Below are 18,357 nucleotides of genomic sequence, written 5' to 3'. Positions count from 1 at the left end.
CCGTTCCGACGGGCGATGCCGAGCAAGTCGGCGTGGATTGAGGGGGATTCACATGTCGGGGGAAGCGAAAGCGGGCCTCAGGCCGGACGCGATCGGACTGCGCGAGGTCCTGTTCCAGAGCATCACGGCCATGGCACCGGCCGCGGCGGTCGCCGCGTCCATTCCGTCCGGTGCGGCCTTCGCGGGCGGCAGTCTGCCGCTCGCGGTTCTGATCGCACTCGTGGCCTGTCTGTTCACCGCGTCCTGCGTGGCCGAGCTGGCGCGGGAACTCCCGAGCGCGGGTTCGGTGGCCACGTACGCGGCGCAGGGCCTGCACCCCGCCGTGGGCTTCCTCGTCGGCTGGGGTTACGTGTTCGTCGAGGCGCTGATCCCTCCGCTGCTGCTTCTGCAACTGGGCTTCACCACCGCGGGGACGCTGCACCAGGAGTGGTCCTCGTACCCAACGGACCTGTGGTGGCCGTGGGCGCTCGCGGGCGCGGCGATCATCGCGGCCGCCGGCTACTTCGGGGTACGCGCGTCGGCCCGGTTCGGTACGGTCCTCGGCGTCTTCGAGGTGCTCGTCTTCCTCGTCTTCGCCGTCTGGCTGATCGGCAAGGCCGGCGGAGACAACACCCTGTCGGTGTTCGGCACGTCCCACACGCCCGCGGACCACGAGGGCATCAGCGGGGTCTTCGCCGGGTCGGTGTACACGGTGCTGGCCTTCGCCGGATTCGAGGCCGCGGCACCGCTGGCGGAGGAGACGAGGAACCCGCGCCGCACGATGCACCGCGCGGTGCTCGGCGCGGCTCTGTCGATCGGCCTGTTCTACGTGGTCACGACGTATGCCATGACGGTGTACTTCGGGCCGGACCGCTTCGCGGCCTTCGGCGCATCCGGGAACGCGTCCTGGGAGGGAGTCGCGCGGGCATCCTTCGGCTTCTTCTGGGTGCTGGTGTTCCTCGCGGTGGTCAACTCCACGATCGCCAACGCCAACGCGTGCGCCAACGTCTCGACGCGGACGGCCTTCGCCCTGGCCCGCATACGCGTCCTGCCCGGCCTCTTCGCCTCGCTCCATCCCCGGTACCGCTCCCCCGTCGCCGGTATCGCCGTGCAGACGGTGGTGGCGGTCGGCGCGGTGCTCGGGCTGGGGTTCGGCTACGACCCTGTGACCGCGTTCCTGCTGCTGGCCACGGTGATCGTCACGGTCGTGATCGGCGTGTACATCGTCGTGAACCTGGCCTGTGCCGGCTACTTCCTGCGCCGCGGGCGGGCGAAGCTCAAACCGGTGCGGCACCTGGTGCTGCCCGTCCTCGGCATCGTCGCGTTCGTGCCGGCCCTGCTGACCGCCGCGGGCCTGCCCGTCTTCGACTTCGTCTCCGAACTGACCGCCCCGGTGTCCTACGCGGGCCCGGTCGTCGGGGTGTGGATGGCGGCCGGGATCGTGGTCCTCGTCGTGCTGATGCGGCGCCATCCCGAGCGCATAGCCGAGACCGCCCGTGTCCATCTCGACGACCCCACCCCGAGCGGCCTTCCGCAGAACGGAGCAGCACAGCGATGAACGACCCCAGGATCCTGACGGTACGGCCCGAACCGGGCGAGTACGCCTGGACGTTCGGCGGCGCGCCGCCCGTCGCCCGGATCGCGCCCGGCACGGTTCTCGACCTGTACACCGAGGACTGCTTCGCGGGGCGGGTGCGGTCCGAGAAGGACCTGGTGTCCGAGGTGTGCGAGTTCCCGTTCCTCAATCCGCAGACGGGCCCTTTCCACGTCGAGGGCGCGGAGCCGGGCGACACGGTGGCCGTGCACTTCGTGTCGATCGAGCCGGCCCGGGACTGGGCGGCGTCGACCACGGTCCCGCTGTTCGGCGCGCTGACCTCCACGCACACCACGGCCACGCTCCAGCCGCCGTTGCCGGAGACCGTGTGGATCTGGCAGTTGGACCGGACGCGGCGCACGGCGTTGTTCCGGGCGCACGACAGTGACTTCGAGGCCGAGCTGCCGATGGACCCCATGCACGGCACGGTCGGTGTGGCGCCCGCGAATCTGGAGGTGCGCTCGGCCCTGGTGCCCGACGCGCACGGCGGGAACATGGACACACCGGAGATGCGGGCGGGCGTGACCTGCTACCTCGGGGTGAACGTGGAGGGCGCGCTGCTCAGCCTGGGTGACGGACACGCGAGGCAGGGCGAGGGCGAGACCTGTGGCGTCGCCGTCGAGTGCGCGATGAACACGATGGTGATCGTCGAGCTGCTCAAGGGGATCGCCACCCCGTGGCCGCGCATCGAGTCCGACACGCACATCATCTCGACGGGCTCGGCTCGTCCGTTGGAGGACGCGTTCCGGATATCCCAGCTCGACCTGGTGCAGTGGCTGGTGCGCGACTACGGGTTCAGCGAGCTGGACGCGTACCAGTTCGCGACCCAGGCCGTGGAGTCGCCGTTGGCCAACGTGTGCGACACGAACTACACGTGCGTGGCCAAGCTCCGCAAGCAGTGGCTGCCGGCGCGCGAGACTCACCGCGGAGTGCATGCGCGGCTGCGGGAGACCGCGGCCACGCTGCTGGGCTGAGCGGCCCGCCACACCCCACGGCCGAAAGACACGTCACGACCGAAAGGCGCGGCTCGATGGAGCAAGCGAGACCGAGCACCACCCGGCGACGGTTCCTGAAGGGCACCGCACTCGCCGCCGTCCCGTACGCGTTACTCCCCGACACACGGGCCGGCGCGCAGTCCCTGGCCGGCGACTATCCGGGCGCCGAATGGCAGCCGGCGAGCACCTCCAACTACACGGTGTCCGACCGCCCCGCCTCCTACGCCGTGAACCGCGTGGTCATCCACGTCACGCAGGAGACGTACACGGACACGCTCGCCATCTTCAAGAACCCGCAGAAGAAAGTGTCCGCCCACTACCTGGTGCGGTCCGCCGACGGTCATGTGGCGCAGTGCGTCCGGGAGGCCAACGTCGCCTGGCACGCGGGGAACTGGAGCTACAACACACGCAGCATCGGCATCGAGCACGAAGGGTGGGTGGACAAACCGGCCTGGTTCACCGACGCGCTGTACGAGCAGTCCGCGAGACTCACGGCGGCGATCTGCACCAAGTACGGCATCGCCAAGGACCGGGCGCACATCATCGGTCACTACGAGGTGCCGGGGACGGACCACACCGATCCCGGGCCCAACTGGGACTGGACGCGCTACATAAGGCTGGTCAACTTCGCCTGAGGGCGAGCCGACGCGCATCGTTGCGGTGGGCCCGGTCGAAAAGGTTGTCGGCGCGCGTACCCGGAGTGACGATGTCCCCAACCGCATCGCCCTTCGAGGAGGCCCAGTTGACCGATCCGTGGGTGGCCCTCGAACCGGGGGCCGACCCTGCCGAGCACGCGCGGATGCTGCGTCGCGCGCACGAGACGTTCACCGAGAAGGGCACGGTGCCTCGGCCGGTGCGTTCGGTGGTGGCCGAGTCGTGGCGGCGTTCCAGGCGGGCGGGGGTGGGGCCCGACGGCACGGCGAGTGTGGATCTCACGGACGGTGACCTCGGCGCCTACCGGGCCGAGCATCCGCTGGCGCGGGTGATGCCGCTGTTCCGTGAGCTCATGGGGACGTTCGCGGCCGACGGCGAGCATCTGCTCGCGGTGTGCGACGCGCAGGGCAGGCTGCTGTGGGTCGAGGGGCATGCGTCGACCCGGCGTGAGGCCGGGCTGATGAACTTCGTGCCGGGTGCGCGTTGGGCGGAGACGGCGATGGGGACGAACGCGCCGGGGACGGCGGTGGCGGTCGACCGGCCGGTGCAGGTCTTCGCCGCCGAGCACTTCACCCGGCGGGTGCAGCCCTGGACGTGCGCGGCGGCTCCGGTGCACGATCCGCGCACCGGGCGGGTGCTCGGTGCCGTGGACATCACCGGCGGGGACGGGCTGGCGCATCCGCACAGCCTGGGCTTCGTGCAGGCGGTCGCGCGGGCGGCGGAGAGCCAGTTGGCGCTGCTCGCGCCGGAGTGGCCGGCCGCGGACACGCTGGAGTTGACGGTGCTGGGCCGGGACGAGGCGCACCTGGTCACGGGTGGGCACGCGATAAGGCTCAGCCGGCGGCACAGCGAGATCCTCGTGCTGCTCGCCCGTCATCCCGAGGGGCTGACCGGCGACGAGTTGCTGTGTGCGCTGTACGAGGACGAGTCGGTGACGCCGGTGACGCTGCGCGCCGAACTGGCCCGGTTGCGCAGGGTTCTGGGCCCGGGGCTGCTCGATTCGCGGCCGTACCGGCTCACCGTGCCCGTGGAGAGTGACGTCGCCGTCGTCGAGCGGCGGCTGGAGACAGGGGCGGTCACCGCGGCCGCGACGGCGTACACCGGGCCGTTGTTGCCCGGGTCCCGGGCCCCGGCGGTGGTGCGGCTCAGGCACCGCCTCGCCGACGGACTGCGTACGGCGTTGATCGCCCGCCGCGATCCCGACCTGCTGTCCGACTGGGCGCACGCGCCGTGGGGCGAGGACGACCTCGACGTGTGGCGGGCGCTGTCCGTGGTCCGGCCGACGGCGGCGGTCCGGGCGCGGCTGGCGGCGCTGGAGTCCGAGTTGGCGGCGCCGGCGGACTGGACGGGAACCGCGTCGCGCCGGGGCGGTTGGGCGCCGTAGGACATGGGCGGTGCCCTGGGAAGGGGGGTGCCGTGGGGGCAAGGTGCGCTGCGGCACGGCAACGTAGTTGCAACGTCCTCGCTCCTAGCGTCCCGAGGAACGCTGCCCAACGGCGGGCGGCGGTGCTGAAGGAGGCCGACCAGCATGACCCGTTACGCGGCGCCCGGTACCGAGGGCGCGATCGTCTCCTACCAGGCGCGCTACGACCACTTCATCGGCGGCGAGTACGTGCCGCCGGCGCGGGGGCAGTACTTCGAGAACCCGTCACCGGTGAACGGGCAGTCCTTCACCGAGATCGCGCGCGGCACGGCCGAGGACGTGGAGCGAGCCCTGGATGCGGCGCACGCGGCCGCGCCGGGCTGGGGCCGTACGTCGGTGACGGCGCGCGCGGACATCCTGCTGAAGATCGCCGACCGGATGGAAGCCAACCTCGAGTCGCTGGCGGTCGCCGAGAGCTGGGAGAACGGCAAGCCGGTGCGCGAGACGCTGGCGGCCGACATCCCGCTGGCCATCGACCACTTCCGGTACTTCGCGGGCGCGATCCGCGCGCAGGAGGGCTCGGTCGGCGAGCTCGACGACGACACGGTGGCGTACCACTTCCACGAGCCGCTGGGTGTGGTCGCGCAGATCATCCCGTGGAACTTCCCCATCCTGATGGCCACGTGGAAGCTGGCGCCCGCCCTCGCCGCGGGCAACGCGGTCGTCCTCAAACCGGCCGAGCAGACCCCGGCGTCCATCCACTACTGGATGAGCCTGATCGCCGATCTGCTGCCGCCGGGTGTGGTGAACATCGTCAACGGCTTCGGTGTCGAGGCGGGCAAGCCGCTCGCGTCGAGCGCGCGGGTGGCGAAGGTCGCGTTCACGGGTGAGACCACGACGGGGCGGCTGATCATGCAGTACGCCTCCGAGAACATCAAGCCGGTCACGCTGGAACTCGGCGGCAAGTCGCCGAACATCTTCTTCGACGACGTGTGGGCGCAGAACGACGACTTCCGCGACAAGGCGCTCGAGGGCTTCACGATGTTCGCGCTCAACCAGGGCGAGGTGTGCACGTGCCCCTCTCGGGCGCTCGTCCAGCGCGGTCACTACGCGGAGTTCATGGAGGCGGCCGTCGCCCGCACCGAGCTGATCAAGTCGGGTCACCCGCTGGACACCGACACGATGATCGGCGCCCAGGCCTCCAACGACCAGCTGGAGAAGATCCTCTCCTACCTGGACATCGGCAAGCAGGAGGGCGCGCGCGTCCTCACCGGCGGCGAACGCATCGACCACGACGGTGAGTTGAAGGGCGGCTACTACGTCCAGCCGACCATCTTCGAGGGCGACAACCGCATGCGGATCTTCCAGGAGGAGATCTTCGGTCCGGTCGTCTCCGTGACGTCCTTCGACGACTTCGACGACGCCATCAAGCTCGCCAACGACACGCTGTACGGGCTCGGTGCCGGTGTCTGGACGCGGGACATCAACACGGCGTACCGCGCGGGCCGTTCGATCCAGGCGGGCCGCGTCTGGACCAACTGCTACCACGCATACCCGGCGCACGCGGCGTTCGGCGGCTACAAGCAGTCGGGGATCGGACGCGAGAACCACAAGATGATGCTGGAGCACTACCAGCAGACCAAGAACCTGCTCGTCTCCTACAGCCCGAAGAAGCTCGGGTTCTTCTAGAGCCCGAAGAAGGGCGGGGTCTTCGAAAGCCCGAAGTCGGTTGCCTGGACGCCTCGTTGCGCTCCAGGCAGCCGCCCAGGGACCGACCTTCGACACCTGTGTCGGCGCGGGACCGTTCTCCCCGTCGGTCACGTCAGAGCCGCTGTCTCTCGGCCGACGGCGCTGTCGTCACGGCGTTGTTCCGTCTCCCGCGTAGAGGTAGCCGCCCGGGTTGGCGGGGTCCGCGATCAGAAGGATCTGGTCACCGGCGCGGGGGATGCGCAGTTTCGAGACGAGGGTCTGGAGCCGGATCGGGTCGGCGGTGACCCCGGTCAGCTGGAGGACCAGGTCGACGACCGGGTCGAAGTTGACCATCTTGCCGGTGTCGCTGATCGACACGACTACGGCGGGGACCGTCGGCGCGCCCATGGCGAGCAACTGCTGCGCGGTGGCACCGGAGTGGTACGCGCCGAGCGACTGCTGGAGCTTGGCGTAGTCCTCACTGGCGAGCGTCGCGCGCGTCATACGGCCGTAGAAACCCTTACCGCTCGCCATCTGCTCCGCGATCTTGGCGGCCTTCTCCTCGCGGCTCTTGCCCTTGCCGAAGATTCCCATGCTGTGCCTGCCCTTCCGGTCCGTTCTGCCTGGTGATGTGGACATTAGGAGGCGGGCAGCGCCTACCGATCCCAGGTTCGACCACCACTTCCCCCAGGACGTACGCTCTGATCATGTCGTCCCCGAGCCGGCCGTCGACCGGCGAGCGCCGTCCGCGCGCCATGGTCATCGACAGGGCCTGGCGCGGCCTCGGGCCGGGTCCCCAGGCGCTCAGCGGGCCCGGTGGCGCGCCGCTGACCCGGACGGTCAAGCTGATCGTGCTGCCGCTGATCGTCCGGCCCGCGCTGCGTCCGGAGCTCGCCGCCGACTTCCTCGACGCACAGGAGGCGGAGCGACTCGACGCGCTGATACGGGAGTCCGGCGCGGTTCTGGAGGCGACGGCACGGTGGTTCACGCTGCTGAAGAAGACCCGCCGGGCCCTGGGGATCGTGGCGGGCAACCCCCAGGACCTGTATTTCCAGCGGTGCTTCGAGCTGGCGACCGAGCACGGGGCGCCGGGACCCGGCGCGGACGCGGTGGCGAGGGCGGTACTCGAAGACGTCGTGGACGCTTCCGGCGGACGGACCGTGGAGGCGCTGAGGGAGCATCTGGCGGACGCCGCCCGGCGCGCCCGGCTCGACGCCGAGCTGGCGACGGCGTGGGACGGACGCGAAGCGGTATCGGATCCCCTCGATACGGGCCTGGCGGCCGAGGTTCTCGAAGCCTGCGGTGCGGCGGGGACGGCGGGAGCCGATTCGCCCGCCTTCGCCGCCATGATCCGGGCCGGGCACGGAAGCCTCGTCGGGCGAGCCCTGTGGGCGGCGCACCCGGTCGACGTCTGGGACCGCGCCGACGTACCCCCGCACCTCGGACTGACCGCGCACCGCGTGCCCCCGCGCCCCGAGGTCGGCCGGAGCGCCTCGACCGCCACACTCCCCGCGCCGTTCGACCGCACCCTCTTCGAGCGGCTCTTCACCGTGCTCCAGGCATCGGCCCACCGCGAGCAACTGCCGACCGTGCCCGAGCTCGTCCGGCGGGAAGCCGGCCGCAGCTGCGCCCCGCTCGGCCTGTACGACGAGAGCCTGCGCGTCACCGTCGTGCTCGGCGGCCGACTCGCGGTGGGCCTCGATCCGCTGGGCACCGGGACCTCCGTGGCGGGGTCGACGGCGGCACACCGCATCGTCAACTCCCGCTGGCAGCGGGAGGCTTCGGTTCTTCGCGCCCGCAGGATGACCGTCTCCCCCCGCCCCGACCCGGACGGCGGTGTGCTGAACGCCCTCGCCCAGGACCTGCGCACCCCGTGGACCGCGTACATGCGGCGCCTCTGGGTACGGCTGCACGGGCGCGACGTCCGCGACGCGGCACTGCCCGACGCGGCATCGGCCTGGGGCGTGCTCGACGGGGTCGCCCGCTCGGTGATGATGGACCACCGCGCACGAGTCCGTACGGCACTGCGCGCCCTGTCGGCGACCGCCGCGAGCGCCGCGCACTCCGCCGAGCCGAGGAGCGCATGATGCCTGACCAGCGCTGTGCCATCACTCGGGCCGAGGACGGCACCGTACGCCTCGCGGGAACCGCCGCCGGGCCCGCCTTCACCCGGGCCGTTCTCGATGTCGCGGGCGCTGTCCTGACCTGGCCCGTGCTCGGCCCAACAGGCCTGCCGGCAGCGGAGATCCACGACGTGGGGCTGGCCCAGCAGTGGCTGTGGGCGGTCTACGGCGAGGGTGCGGCCGCCGCTGTCGACGCCTTCGCGTCGGGGACCCCGGCCGCCGAGCCGGCGCTGCCCGAGCAGCCCACCGCCCTCGCCGAGGCCGCCGCCCGCCTCGCCCTCGGGCACTGGGCGGCCCGCTGGTGGCCGACGTCGCACCTGGACGGGATTCCCGCGCTCGAACCGGACGTACTGGGCCTCGAGTTGGCCGCACTGGCCCACGAATGCCAGCAACTCTTCGATGAATCAGGCGAGTTGGAGGGTGCCGAACTGCTGGAGGAGCACCTGGCCGCGCTCGACCCCTTGATCCGTTGGCGACGGTCGGCAGCCCCGCCTCGCCAACTGGACCGTGTCCTAAGGCTGATCGACGACGCGGCCGACAACGCCGGGCTGGACGGGGAGTCGCTACGGCGCCTCCGGTCGACCCTTGAACAGGACCACAGGACGGCCGCCACAACCGCCACGACGCTCGACCTCGCCGAACTCTTCGTAGCGCAGCAGGAGTTCGCCCTCGCGGCAGGCAGTCTCCGCACCGCGACCGGCCGCGTGGTCGCCCGGGGCTCGGGGACCAACGACTGGTGCCGCTGTCCGCCCGGCTTCGTCGACGCCGCCGAGAACGCCGTGTCCTGGACCGCGTACGCGCTCGGCGCCGAGCGGCGGATCGAGGTCGAGGTCGTCGCCGACAGCGCGGCCCCCTCGGGCGAGGTGCGCCTCGCGGCGGAGGTCCGCGTGGACGGCAGCCCGCCGAACCGCGTGCTGCTGGCCAGGCAGGAGGACATGTGGGCCGGCCGGGCGGACCTGGACATCCCGGCCTCGACGACACCGGGCATCGAAGTCGGCATCCTGCTGCCGGGGTTCGACCCGGGACCGGGCGCCGCCGATGATCGTGCGGCACGTGAGGCGGTACGAGCCCTGGCCCGGCACCGGCTCGGCGTCGCGGCGGCACCGCACGACAACGAGGCCGCCCACCCGGACCTCCCCTTCGTCGCCGAGATCGTGGCCGCCACTGCCATGGAGGAGGACTTCTAGCCCGTGTCGGAAGAGCCGGAAGACCCTCAAGACCCTCAAGCCGCTCAAGACCCTCAAGGCCCGCAAGACGCGGCGGAACACGAAGAGCAGGCAGCGGCGCTCAGCTACGGCGAGCCCTTCGACAGCGGCTTCGCGCTCGCCGAGCGCCATCAACTCACCCCGGATCTCCCGGCCGCGCTGGCCGTCTACGGCGAACTCCTCGCCGTGGCCGAGTCGTTCGAGGACTCCCCCGACGTACAGCTCCTGCGCGGGCATCTGTTGTCCGACATCGGGACGGTTCAGCTCGCGGCCACGGATCTGCCCGGGGCGGGCCTGTCCATCGGGCAATCCCTCGATCTGGTGCGGGGCATCGCGTCCGTGCCGATGGGACCGAACGGCCGCCGGCTGTGGCTGGAAGTCCTGCTGAAGACACTCCTGGCCAGAGTCGAACTGCTGCGCAGGACCGGGCAGTTCGACGAGGCGCAGGAAGCGATGGACGAGGCGACGGCCCTGCTGTCCGAGTTCGACGACCCCGAGGGACTGCGTACCGCCGAGATCGGCCTGAGCCGGGTGCATCTGCTGATCGACCGCAGTGCGTGGGGCGCGGCCGAGGAGCTGGCCTCGGCCCTGCTGGCCGACGCGCCGTCGGCCGAGCCGTATCTGCTGGACTGCCTGGGGGTCGTCTGCGCCTCGACGGTTCGGTTCGAGCAGGCGGAGGACTACTTCGCCCGCGCGGAGGAGGCCTATCTGGCGCTGGGCCACCACGCGGGGCGCCAACAGGTGCTCTCCCACCGAGCCTACGCGGCGCTGCGGGCCGGAGACCTCGACCGCGCGGAGGAGTTGTACGCGGCGGCCGCCGAGATCTTCGAACGGCAGGGCCAGGCCGAGGACTTGGCGGTCTGTGAACAGGCCCGTGCCGCCATCGCCGCGCACCGCGGGGACGCGGCCGGCGCCGCCGCTCTGACGGCGTCCAGCCTGGCCCGCTTCCAGCAGGTCGGTGCCTCGATCGCCGCCGCCGACACCATGCTGCTGGGCGCCCGGCACGCGTACGAGCGGGGCGACATCGACGAGATGAAGCGGCTGGCCCAGGGCGCGCGGGACGTGTACCAGGAGCGCGGGGTGTACGAGCGGTGCGCCCAGGTGGACCTGATGCTCGCGCGCACCCTTGAGGACAACCTGAACCGGACCGACCACGGCGTCCACGAACGCGCCTCGCTCGCCAACGCGCTCTCCCTCGCCCTGCCCGCCGCCCTGACACTGGAAGCGGCCCGTTACGACTTCGCCACCGCCCACGCTCGCAGCCAGTGGCTCCAACTGGCCGACGAAGCCATGCAGTTGGTCTTCCGTCTGGCCCTCCGCAGCAACGACCAGGGGCTGATCTTCGAGCTGGTGGAACACCGGTGCGCGGGCGCCTCCCTGGCACTGAGCCGTACCTCCACCACCGGCAAGGCGGCCGCGGTCTTCCCGGACGCAGCCATGAAAACGGACGCCGCCATGAAGACGTACGCCCCCGATGACGGAGCTCCGCTGACGCTGGGCGGCATCGCGGCCGAGGCCGCCGCCTCCGTCGGTCTGCGGGTCGCACCGCCGCCGAAGATCGTGATGTGGGCGGAGGCGGGCGGCCGTACCGCGCTCCAGGAGTACGTCCAGGCAGCCGAGTTCCGCTATCACCGGCGGATCGTGAGCGAGGAAGAGGTGCCGTTCTGTCCGCCGACGATCTGACCGACCCGAACCGTCCGGTGGTCCAGGTCCGCCTCGCCGACGCCGGTGATCTGCACATGACCTGGACGTGGACCCGCGGGGCGCAGGGCTTCGGCACCGGGTACGCCCCGGGGGCGGACGTGGACGAGGCCATCCGTGCGCTGGCCGCCGAACTGCCGGGCGGCGGTACGGAGGGCATGCGGCGCGTGTTCGCGTCCGGCGCACTGGCCACGTACGAGGAGGAGTTCCGCCTCGCCCGCATGCTGGCCGAGGTGCTGTGGCCGCCGGGCCTGACCGACCAGATCCGCCAGGTGTCGGCCCAGCTGGGCCGTCCGCTGATGCGGCTCCAGCCGTCGCCCCGGGTCGCCCAGGTCCCGTGGGAGCTGCTGGCCGTGGACGGTGACGACAGCGACGTACGCCTGATCGACCTCGTGGACATCGCCACCACGGCACCGGCGTCGCTACGGCGGGCGGGCACCACCCCGACCGATCAGGACCCGGACCCGGACTCGGACGCCGTGGTTCTCGTCCTGGACCCCCGTGTCCCCGGCTTCCGCGCCGACTCCCCGCTCGGCTCGGTCCTGGGGCAGCCCGTCTCGGACCCGGCGCTGCTGTCCCTCGTGCGGCGGAGGCTCGACGCGGGCACCGTCCTACCGTCCGTCGCCACCCCCGCCGAAGCCTTCCGTCGCATCGACCTCGACCGTGACTGGCTGGGCGAGGCGCTGCGCAAGGGTGCCCGTCGCCTGATGTACGTCGGTCACGTCAGCGGCGCCCCGGTCGAGGGCGGGCAGAGCGAGGACGTCACCCTTCACTTGTGCTGCGGCCCTGAGACCACGGGGATGGCCGAACCGGTGCGCACCCACCGCCCGTTGTCCGCCAAGGACCTTCTCCTGGGCACGCTCCCGCTGCGCGCGGACGGTGTGCCGGGCGCTCACCTCTGGCCCGCACCGCCGCGCGTCGCGCTGATCGCCTGCGAGAGCGGCGGCGATCTCCGCTTCGCCGAGTCCTTCGGCCTGGCGACAGCGATGATCCACAACGGCGCCCACCTCGTCACCGCCACCCGCTGGGTGCTCCCCACCAGCTTCGCCTTCCACCGCCTGGCCGGTCTGCCGGAGTCCGTTCGGCCGCTCACGGAGGCCGTGGTCGCCGTGGACGCGGCCCACGAGGACCACGACCCGGTCCGGCATCTCGGCGTCTGGCAACGACAGTTGCTCGACCAGTGGCGCGCCGACGGCCGGATCGAGCACTCGCCCCTCCTCTGGGCGGCCCTGACCTGCATCGTCAGGTGAGGGGCCAGGGGTGGTGGAGGCAGTACGCGCCCATCCCGATCGAGGCGGTCCCGGCGACCAGCAGGGTGGCGATGAACTTGATGTTCGACGCGCGCTCATGGCGTTCGTGGTCGGGGTCGGCGGTGAGGAGGGACGGGTCGGCGGGCGCGTAACGGAGGGGGATGTCACGGCCGAGGGACCTGGCGATGTTCCGGATGCCCTGCGTGCACAGCGCGGTGACCTCGACGCCCTCGTGGGTGGTGAAGGCGACGACGGAGGCGTGGCTGACGCTCTCGCCGCCTTCGCCGTCGGAGTAGAGGTCCCTGGTGACGGCGACCACGCGGCCCTGGACGGTGACGCCGGCGGCCAGTTGGGCGGCGCGGGCGCGGGCGTACTCGCCGTCCCGGCTCAACGCGGCGACGAGCAGCAGCAGTCCACCGACGCAGATCAGCCCCCACTGCCAGCCCCACGCGAAGAACGACTGGACGACCAGCCCCAACACCAGCAGGATCACCATGCAGTTCGGCCCGCCGGTCCCGGAGGTCCGCCCCTCGCTGTCCAGCATGAGATGGAACCGCTCCGGCCGCCGCCGCGGAAACCGGACCGGGAACTCCTGCCCCACCCAGGCCACCAGCACCCGGTCGCCCCGCTTGTTCTCGTGCCGCAGCCTGAACTCCCGCCCGGTGCCCGGGTCCTGGTACTCGATCGTCACCGGTATCCCGTCGTTCCCCGGCTCACCATGTCCCGGCGCGTGCACCTCCACGACCCGAGCCGTCACCCACACCGCCCGCTGCGGCCGGGTCAGCCCGGCCAGCGAACACACGTAACCGGCCAACGCCAGCCCTGCGGGCACCGTCCACCACAGCCCGAGCATCGTCTGCACGTCCATACGGCGAGGCTGTCGCTGCCGGGACTCCTACCGATCCCAGGTTCGAGCCGGGCCGACCAGCCCTTTTGTGATACTCCCCGAAGAAGCTCGGCTTCCTCTAGACCGGGGAGATCCAGGACGGGTCACGGCCGAGCAGGGCGAGCAGGCGGTCGCCCTGCTCGGCGTCGTCCGGGACGGGAAGCCGGCGGCGGAACGCGGCTCCGGCTCCACGGCCCTCGTCCGGGACCAGGGCGGCGATGTCCAGCGCGGCGGCGGTGAGTTCGGCGGCGGGCTCCCACGGGGCGCCGATCGTCACCGCGATGTCCCAGGCGTGCACCACGTAGTCGAGCAGGTGGAAGCCGAGCGCCAGTCGCCCGGGGACGGCGAAGCCCTCGCCCACCTCCGGCAGCGCGAACCGCCGCTCCAGCACGTCGAGTTCGGCGAACGCCGCCGTGACCTCCTCCACCGACGCCTCGTACGCTCCCGCCGGATCGTCGCCGAGGTCCCCGTCGCGCCAGACGGCCCACGGCTCCCCCGCACCGCGCGCGGAGGCGGCGAAGCCCTCGTTCTGGCAGACCAGATGGCGCAGCAGTCCGTACAGGGTCCAGTCCGGGCACGGCGTCGCCAGCCTCAGCTGATCGGTCTTCAGCTGGGAGACCAACTCCCCGGCCAGTAACAGTGCTTGGCGGTCCAGTCCTCGTATGTCCATGGCCGGAGCGTAAAATCGCCAGCGGCCCAGCTCCAGAGCCAATAGGACACCAACTGATTGGGCCAATCGACAGCCGGCGGTCGACAGCAGCCCAACCCCGGGAGTGGAAAACCGAGATGGACGTGCACGTCAGGCTCGACGGGCAGCGCGACCTGTCCGGTCAGATCTACCGCCAACTGCGCGCCGCGATCCACGACGGACTGCTGCGGCCCGGTGAACCGCTGCCTCCGACCCGGGAGTTGAGCCGCCGCCTCGCGGTGGCCCGCAACACCGTCGGCGTCGCCTACGAACGGCTCGTCGCAGAGGGCTACGCGGACAGCAGGGTCGGCTCCGGGACCTATGTGCGGTCGGCCGGGCTGCCAACGGGCTCGCCCGAGACGGCCGTTGAACCCACCGGACCGGGACTGCGCCCGCGCGCCCTGTGGTCGAGCCTGTCCCCCTGGTCGATCCCGCCGACCACCGGACCGACCCCGGCGAGCCACGACTTCCGGGTCGGCCTGCCCGACGCCCGGCTCTTCCCGTACGACGCCTGGCGGCCCCTGATCGCCCGGGAACTGCGCCTCTCGGCGTCCGGGTCGGCCGGATACGGCGATCCGGCAGGCCACGCCGGACTGCGGGCCGCACTCGCCCGGCACATCGGACTCTCCCGTGGCGTACGGGCCGACCCGGACGATGTGTTGGTGACCACCGGCACGCAGCAGGCCCTGGATCTCATCGGGCGGGTGCTGCTCGAACCGGGTGACCGGGTGGCCGTGGAAGAACCCGGCTATCCACCGGCCCGGCTGCCGTTCCTGGCGCAGGGTGCCCAGGTCACGGGTGTACCCGTGGACGACGAAGGTCTCGTGGTGGACGCCCTGCCGGCGGACACCCGTGCCGTGTACGTCACCCCCGCCCACCAGTTCCCGCTCGGCATGCCGATGTCCCTGCGGCGCCGAACCGCGTTGCTGGGATGGGCTCGACGGCACGGCGCGGCGGTGATCGAGGACGACTACGACAGCGAGTTCCGGTTCGGCGGCCGGCCGGTCGAGACGCTGCACAGTCTGGACCGGGACGGTCATGTCATCTACGTGGGGTCGTTCTCCAAGGTGATGCTGCCGTCCCTGCGCGTCGGCTTCCTGGTGGCGCCCGCCCCGCTGCGCACGGCACTGCGCACCGCCAAGTACACCGCCGACTGGCACACGACGGTTCCCACGCAGGCGGCGCTCGCCCGCTTCATCGACGACGGGCGGCTGGCCCGGCACGTGCGTCGGATGCAGCACGTCTACGCGACCCGGCACGAGGTCGTCACTCGCGCGCTCACCGGGGACCACGGGGACCTGGTCGAGCTGGTGCCGTCCGCCGCGGGCCTGCACGTGACCGCCTTCACCCGGGGCCCACTCGCCGACCCCGACGCCCTCTTGGCCCAGGTTCGCCACGCCCGCGCGTCCGGTGTGGCGGTCCACACGCTGGCGGAGGTCGCCGCGCACCGCTCCGCGCGACCGGGCCTCGCGCTCGGCTACGGCGCGATCGGCGCGCCGGACATCGAGGCGGGCCTGCTCCGGGTGCTGAGCCCGTGCCAGGACCGCTGAACGAGCAAGAGGCACCCGGCACTTGGGGCCGTGAGATCACCGGAATCCGGTGAGGACCGCTCACCTCTCCCGCGGCGAACCTGGCAAGCGGCCGGAGCACGACGCCGGCAAGGAGGCGGACTCATGAGCGAACGTGTGGCGGTGGTGGTCGGCGCGGGCGGAGGCCCTCTTCCCCGTAGACAGTTCCGTCGACGAACTACGGCGTCTGCTCCGCGAGTTGACGTCGGTGCAGCCGCTGTCACCCGAAGTGACCGTGACATCGGGCGAGTTGAGCGGTGTTCCCGTCACCGAGATCACGGTCGACGGGGTCGAACCCCGGTACGTCGTCATGTACTTCCACGGTGGTGTCTACGTCCTGTCATGTCGCCGCCGCGTCGGACGTACAGGTCACGTTGGAGGTCACCCCTGGGGTACCGCAGGTCTTCCAGGCCACGGTCCGCTCCTCGACGAAGCGATCGCCGCGCTGGACAGCGCCGGACAGTTCCTGACGGCGCGGCTCACCGGTACGCACGCGTGACGTGACCGGAGGGCGCCAGGACCAGGGGTGACTCCGAACGGGTCCTAGCGGCTCATCGCGCGGTCAGGCCGATGATCCGCCACAGCCCGTCGTTGCCGTTGCCGGCGGTGTACGCGTCCCCGGACGCCGCCAGCGAGAAACTGAAGCTGCCGATCCCGACGAGATTGGTGACGTGGGCCTGGACCGCGGTGGTGGGGTTCACGCGCTTCACCTCGTTGGCCACCATGAAGTAGACCAGGCCGTCGGGGCCGACGGAGATCGACGTGGGTTCGTAGGTCTGGGTGACCAGCGTGCGGGTCGTACCGGTGGCCACGTTCGTCTGCAGAATGCGGCCGGTCATCATGTCCGCGGTGTAGGCGAGCCCCGCCTTGTCGAACGCGATGCCGTACGAGAACCCGAGACCCGTGGCCACCACGCGCGCCGCCCCGCCGTCCGGGACCGCGACGATCTCCCCGTCGCCGTCGGTGACATAGGTGGTGGTGCCGACGCGCGTCACGCCGAAGAGCGAGGGCAGACCGGCGGCCAGGGTACGGCGACTGCCGGTGGCGAGGGAGACCTGCTGAAGCGTGCCCTCGAAGTTGGTGATGTACGCGTTGCCGTCGGCGACGGCCACCCCGCGGAGGTTGCCCAGGCCGGTGGTGATCGTGCTGAGCGCTCCGGTGGCCAGGTCGAGCTTGAGCAGATCGCCTCCGGAGTACGCCAGATACACCGACCCGGCGTTGTCGGGAGCGATGCCCACCGGGGAACCGGCTCCCGACGCCACCTGCACACACGCCGTGGACGGGCACTTGACGTCTCCCGTCGCGGCAACGGCCGGAGCGGCGAGGGAGATTGCCGTGCCCGACGCCAGCAACGCGCCGAGGGCGAGCGAGACGCCCAGCGTGCCCACACGGCTGCCGAGAGAAAGGGCGGGACGGTCGAGCGAGCGGGCGGGACGGTCGAGCGGGAAGCGCATCGCGGTCCTGGATCTCATTGTTGAGTTCATCCGTTCCTGTGCGTCGACGATCGGTGGCCCACGGGATCGCCGCGGGCACTGCACTGGCTACGGGCGTGGCCACGAAGAGGTTCACGAGGCCGCGAAATCACGGGAGTTGGGGGTGTCTGCTCTCCCGGGACAGCCGACACCCCCTTCCCTCTCCCCTTCGGATCAACGGCGGTACGCGCGGCAGTGGAGGGCGTGCTCGACCGCAGCGGCCATGGCCTGCTGGCCCTGGGCGTTGGGATGCGCGGGTGCGGCCGGAGCCGTCGCGACCAGAGGTTCGATCCAGCGCTCTCCGGCCGGCCGGCACATGTCGTGACCCACCGTGGGCGTATAGGTGTCGACGTACCCCGCGCCGTTCGCCGACGCCTGGCTCGCGAGCATCGAGTTGAGCTTCTTCTCGGTGTCCCGCAGGTAGGCGAAGTCACCGGCCGCGAGCGGTACGGCGGAACCCGTGCAGCCGACCCCGTCGTCCGGGAACAGGTCGGGATAGCCGACCACCACGACCTTGGCGTACGGAGCCCGCTCCCGTACGGCGTCCAGCGCGGCGGTGATCCTGGGGGCGATGTCGTTGACCCGCTGCGCCAGCCAGTCGGTGCCGTCGCTCGTGAAGAAGGTCTGGCAGGGGTGGCCCGTCGGGTCCTTGGACGTCAGGCCGGCGCAGGTGGCCAGGTTGTTGGAGAAGCCGAGGTCGTTGCCGCCGATGGTCAGGGTGACCAGGTCGGTGTCCGCACCGAGTGCGTCGAGCTGCGGCGGCTGCGCACCCTGTTGCCCGGCAAGGGCGGTGGTCGTGGCGCCCGAGCAACTGACGTCGGTCAGCCGCCAGTTCCGTGCCGCCGCGAGGAGCGACGGATAGTTCCGGTCGGACCGCGCGCACGCGGTGTCGACCTGGGTCGGGATGCCGGGGCCGGAGGCGTACGAGTCGCCCAGCGCGACGTAGTCGACGGTGCGTGGGGCGGGTGTCGAGGCGCTCGCCGCTGTCGCGCCCGCGGCGGACAGGGCCAGCGCGCAACTCGCCACCAGGGCGCCGCGCAGCAGGCCGCGCCGGCCGGGGGATCTCTTGGTCTGCTTGTTCAAGACCTTCCATTCGTCGGGCCCCGAAGGGTGGGGCATTGTCCTGGCGAAACGTCAAACGGCTTGTGCGTCAAGGAGGTTCACGTACTGATGGGTACTGCTGTTGGTTG

The 18,357-nt window shown here is 71.4% G+C and carries 16 protein-coding genes; 11 read left to right on the top strand and 5 right to left on the bottom strand.

The features are described from left to right. Window positions 1-52: 52 nt before the first annotated feature. From ACIP6U_RS34510 to adh, 5 genes are all read left to right on the top strand, one after another. On the top strand, window positions 53-1,537 hold the full coding sequence (locus ACIP6U_RS34510; RefSeq protein ID WP_401726109.1) for an APC family permease: 1,485 nt from the start codon (window positions 53-55) through the stop codon (window positions 1,535-1,537). Next, window positions 1,534-2,547, top strand: coding sequence for an acetamidase/formamidase family protein (locus tag ACIP6U_RS34505; RefSeq protein WP_401726107.1), 1,014 nt, complete (start codon window positions 1,534-1,536; stop codon window positions 2,545-2,547). The genes ACIP6U_RS34510 and ACIP6U_RS34505 overlap by 4 nt, the downstream gene beginning before the upstream one ends. A 56-nt stretch (window positions 2,548-2,603) precedes the next feature. After that, complete coding sequence (locus ACIP6U_RS34500; protein WP_401726105.1) at window positions 2,604-3,203, top strand: N-acetylmuramoyl-L-alanine amidase; 600 nt, start codon at window positions 2,604-2,606, stop codon at window positions 3,201-3,203. A gap of 71 nt (window positions 3,204-3,274) precedes the next feature. Beyond that, window positions 3,275-4,606, top strand: a complete 1,332-nt coding sequence (locus ACIP6U_RS34495; RefSeq protein ID WP_401726103.1) for a GAF domain-containing protein — start codon at window positions 3,275-3,277, stop codon at window positions 4,604-4,606. A gap of 144 nt (window positions 4,607-4,750) precedes the next feature. Next, window positions 4,751-6,274: an aldehyde dehydrogenase gene (gene adh, locus ACIP6U_RS34490; protein ID WP_401726101.1), complete on the top strand. Its 1,524-nt coding sequence runs from the start codon at window positions 4,751-4,753 to the stop codon at window positions 6,272-6,274. A 168-nt stretch (window positions 6,275-6,442) separates the two neighbouring features. On the opposite strand, the gene ACIP6U_RS34485 is transcribed toward adh, so the two are convergent. Then, window positions 6,443-6,868 (bottom strand): hypothetical protein, encoded by a 426-nt coding sequence (locus ACIP6U_RS34485; RefSeq protein ID WP_401726099.1) that lies wholly within the window; start codon window positions 6,866-6,868, stop codon window positions 6,443-6,445. 113 nt (window positions 6,869-6,981) lie between these two features. On the opposite strand from ACIP6U_RS34485, the gene ACIP6U_RS34480 reads away from it, so the two are divergent. From ACIP6U_RS34480 to ACIP6U_RS34465, 4 genes are read left to right on the top strand one after another with little or no spacing between them, the layout of a single operon-like run. Continuing rightward, complete coding sequence (locus ACIP6U_RS34480) at window positions 6,982-8,361, top strand: hypothetical protein (RefSeq protein ID WP_401726097.1); 1,380 nt, start codon at window positions 6,982-6,984, stop codon at window positions 8,359-8,361. After that, entirely contained in the window at window positions 8,361-9,584 is a 1,224-nt protein-coding gene (locus ACIP6U_RS34475) for a hypothetical protein (protein ID WP_401726095.1), read from the top strand. Before ACIP6U_RS34480 ends, ACIP6U_RS34475 begins: the two co-directional genes overlap by 1 nt. A 3-nt stretch (window positions 9,585-9,587) precedes the next feature. After that, window positions 9,588-11,285 (top strand): hypothetical protein, encoded by a 1,698-nt coding sequence (locus ACIP6U_RS34470; RefSeq protein ID WP_401726093.1) that lies wholly within the window; start codon window positions 9,588-9,590, stop codon window positions 11,283-11,285. A 17-nt stretch (window positions 11,286-11,302) separates the two neighbouring features. Further along, a complete protein-coding gene (locus tag ACIP6U_RS34465) occupies window positions 11,303-12,553 on the top strand; it encodes a CHAT domain-containing protein (protein WP_401726091.1) in 1,251 nt (416 codons plus the stop codon). Here the strand turns inward: ACIP6U_RS34465 and ACIP6U_RS34460 are convergent. After that, window positions 12,546-13,421 carry a DUF3592 domain-containing protein gene (locus ACIP6U_RS34460; protein ID WP_401726089.1) on the bottom strand — a complete coding sequence of 292 codons (876 nt, stop codon included), beginning with the start codon at window positions 13,419-13,421 and terminating at the stop codon, window positions 12,546-12,548. The genes ACIP6U_RS34465 and ACIP6U_RS34460 overlap by 8 nt on opposite strands. 97 nt (window positions 13,422-13,518) lie before the next feature. Beyond that, window positions 13,519-14,109 carry a TIGR03086 family metal-binding protein gene (locus ACIP6U_RS34455; RefSeq protein WP_401726087.1) on the bottom strand — a complete coding sequence of 197 codons (591 nt, stop codon included), beginning with the start codon at window positions 14,107-14,109 and terminating at the stop codon, window positions 13,519-13,521. 116 nt (window positions 14,110-14,225) lie between these two features. Between ACIP6U_RS34455 and ACIP6U_RS34450 the strand changes: the two genes are divergently transcribed. Next, window positions 14,226-15,677: a PLP-dependent aminotransferase family protein gene (locus tag ACIP6U_RS34450; protein WP_401726085.1), complete on the top strand. Its 1,452-nt coding sequence runs from the start codon at window positions 14,226-14,228 to the stop codon at window positions 15,675-15,677. Between the two features lie 133 nt (window positions 15,678-15,810). Continuing rightward, complete coding sequence (locus ACIP6U_RS34445) at window positions 15,811-16,194, top strand: hypothetical protein (RefSeq protein ID WP_401726083.1); 384 nt, start codon at window positions 15,811-15,813, stop codon at window positions 16,192-16,194. A 52-nt stretch (window positions 16,195-16,246) separates the two neighbouring features. Here ACIP6U_RS34445 and ACIP6U_RS34440 read toward each other — a convergent pair whose 3' ends face one another. Next, complete coding sequence (locus ACIP6U_RS34440; RefSeq protein ID WP_401726081.1) at window positions 16,247-17,167, bottom strand: hypothetical protein; 921 nt, start codon at window positions 17,165-17,167, stop codon at window positions 16,247-16,249. 174 nt (window positions 17,168-17,341) lie between these two features. Beyond that, the gene (locus tag ACIP6U_RS34435) at window positions 17,342-18,250 is read right to left on the bottom strand and encodes an SGNH/GDSL hydrolase family protein (protein WP_401726079.1); all 909 of its coding nucleotides are present in this window, start codon (window positions 18,248-18,250) and stop codon (window positions 17,342-17,344) included. Window positions 18,251-18,357: the final 107 nt, after the last annotated feature.

Source organism: Streptomyces sp. NPDC088794, from assembly GCF_044750545.1.
In the GTDB taxonomy this organism is placed as follows: Bacteria; Actinomycetota; Actinomycetes; order Streptomycetales; family Streptomycetaceae; genus Streptomyces.
This window is presented reverse-complemented; position numbering and strand designations above follow the sequence as displayed.

Excerpts from the sequence above, each read along its gene's own strand:
- ACIP6U_RS34450 (WP_401726085.1), top strand. The coding sequence starts at position 14,226 with ATGGACGTGCACGTCAGGCTCGACGGGCAGCGCGACCTGTCCGGTCAG.
- ACIP6U_RS34505 (WP_401726107.1), top strand. The coding sequence starts at position 1,534 with ATGAACGACCCCAGGATCCTGACGGTACGGCCCGAACCGGGCGAGTAC.
- ACIP6U_RS34480 (WP_401726097.1), top strand. The coding sequence starts at position 6,982 with ATGTCGTCCCCGAGCCGGCCGTCGACCGGCGAGCGCCGTCCGCGCGCC.
- ACIP6U_RS34495 (WP_401726103.1), top strand. The coding sequence starts at position 3,275 with ATGTCCCCAACCGCATCGCCCTTCGAGGAGGCCCAGTTGACCGATCCG.
- adh (WP_401726101.1), top strand. The coding sequence starts at position 4,751 with ATGACCCGTTACGCGGCGCCCGGTACCGAGGGCGCGATCGTCTCCTAC.
- ACIP6U_RS34440 (WP_401726081.1), bottom strand. The coding sequence starts at position 17,167 with ATGAGATCCAGGACCGCGATGCGCTTCCCGCTCGACCGTCCCGCCCGC.
- ACIP6U_RS34455 (WP_401726087.1), bottom strand. The coding sequence starts at position 14,109 with ATGGACATACGAGGACTGGACCGCCAAGCACTGTTACTGGCCGGGGAG.
- ACIP6U_RS34460 (WP_401726089.1), bottom strand. The coding sequence starts at position 13,421 with ATGGACGTGCAGACGATGCTCGGGCTGTGGTGGACGGTGCCCGCAGGG.
- ACIP6U_RS34500 (WP_401726105.1), top strand. The coding sequence starts at position 2,604 with ATGGAGCAAGCGAGACCGAGCACCACCCGGCGACGGTTCCTGAAGGGC.
- ACIP6U_RS34475 (WP_401726095.1), top strand. The coding sequence starts at position 8,361 with ATGCCTGACCAGCGCTGTGCCATCACTCGGGCCGAGGACGGCACCGTA.
- ACIP6U_RS34485 (WP_401726099.1), bottom strand. The coding sequence starts at position 6,868 with ATGGGAATCTTCGGCAAGGGCAAGAGCCGCGAGGAGAAGGCCGCCAAG.
- ACIP6U_RS34510 (WP_401726109.1), top strand. The coding sequence starts at position 53 with ATGTCGGGGGAAGCGAAAGCGGGCCTCAGGCCGGACGCGATCGGACTG.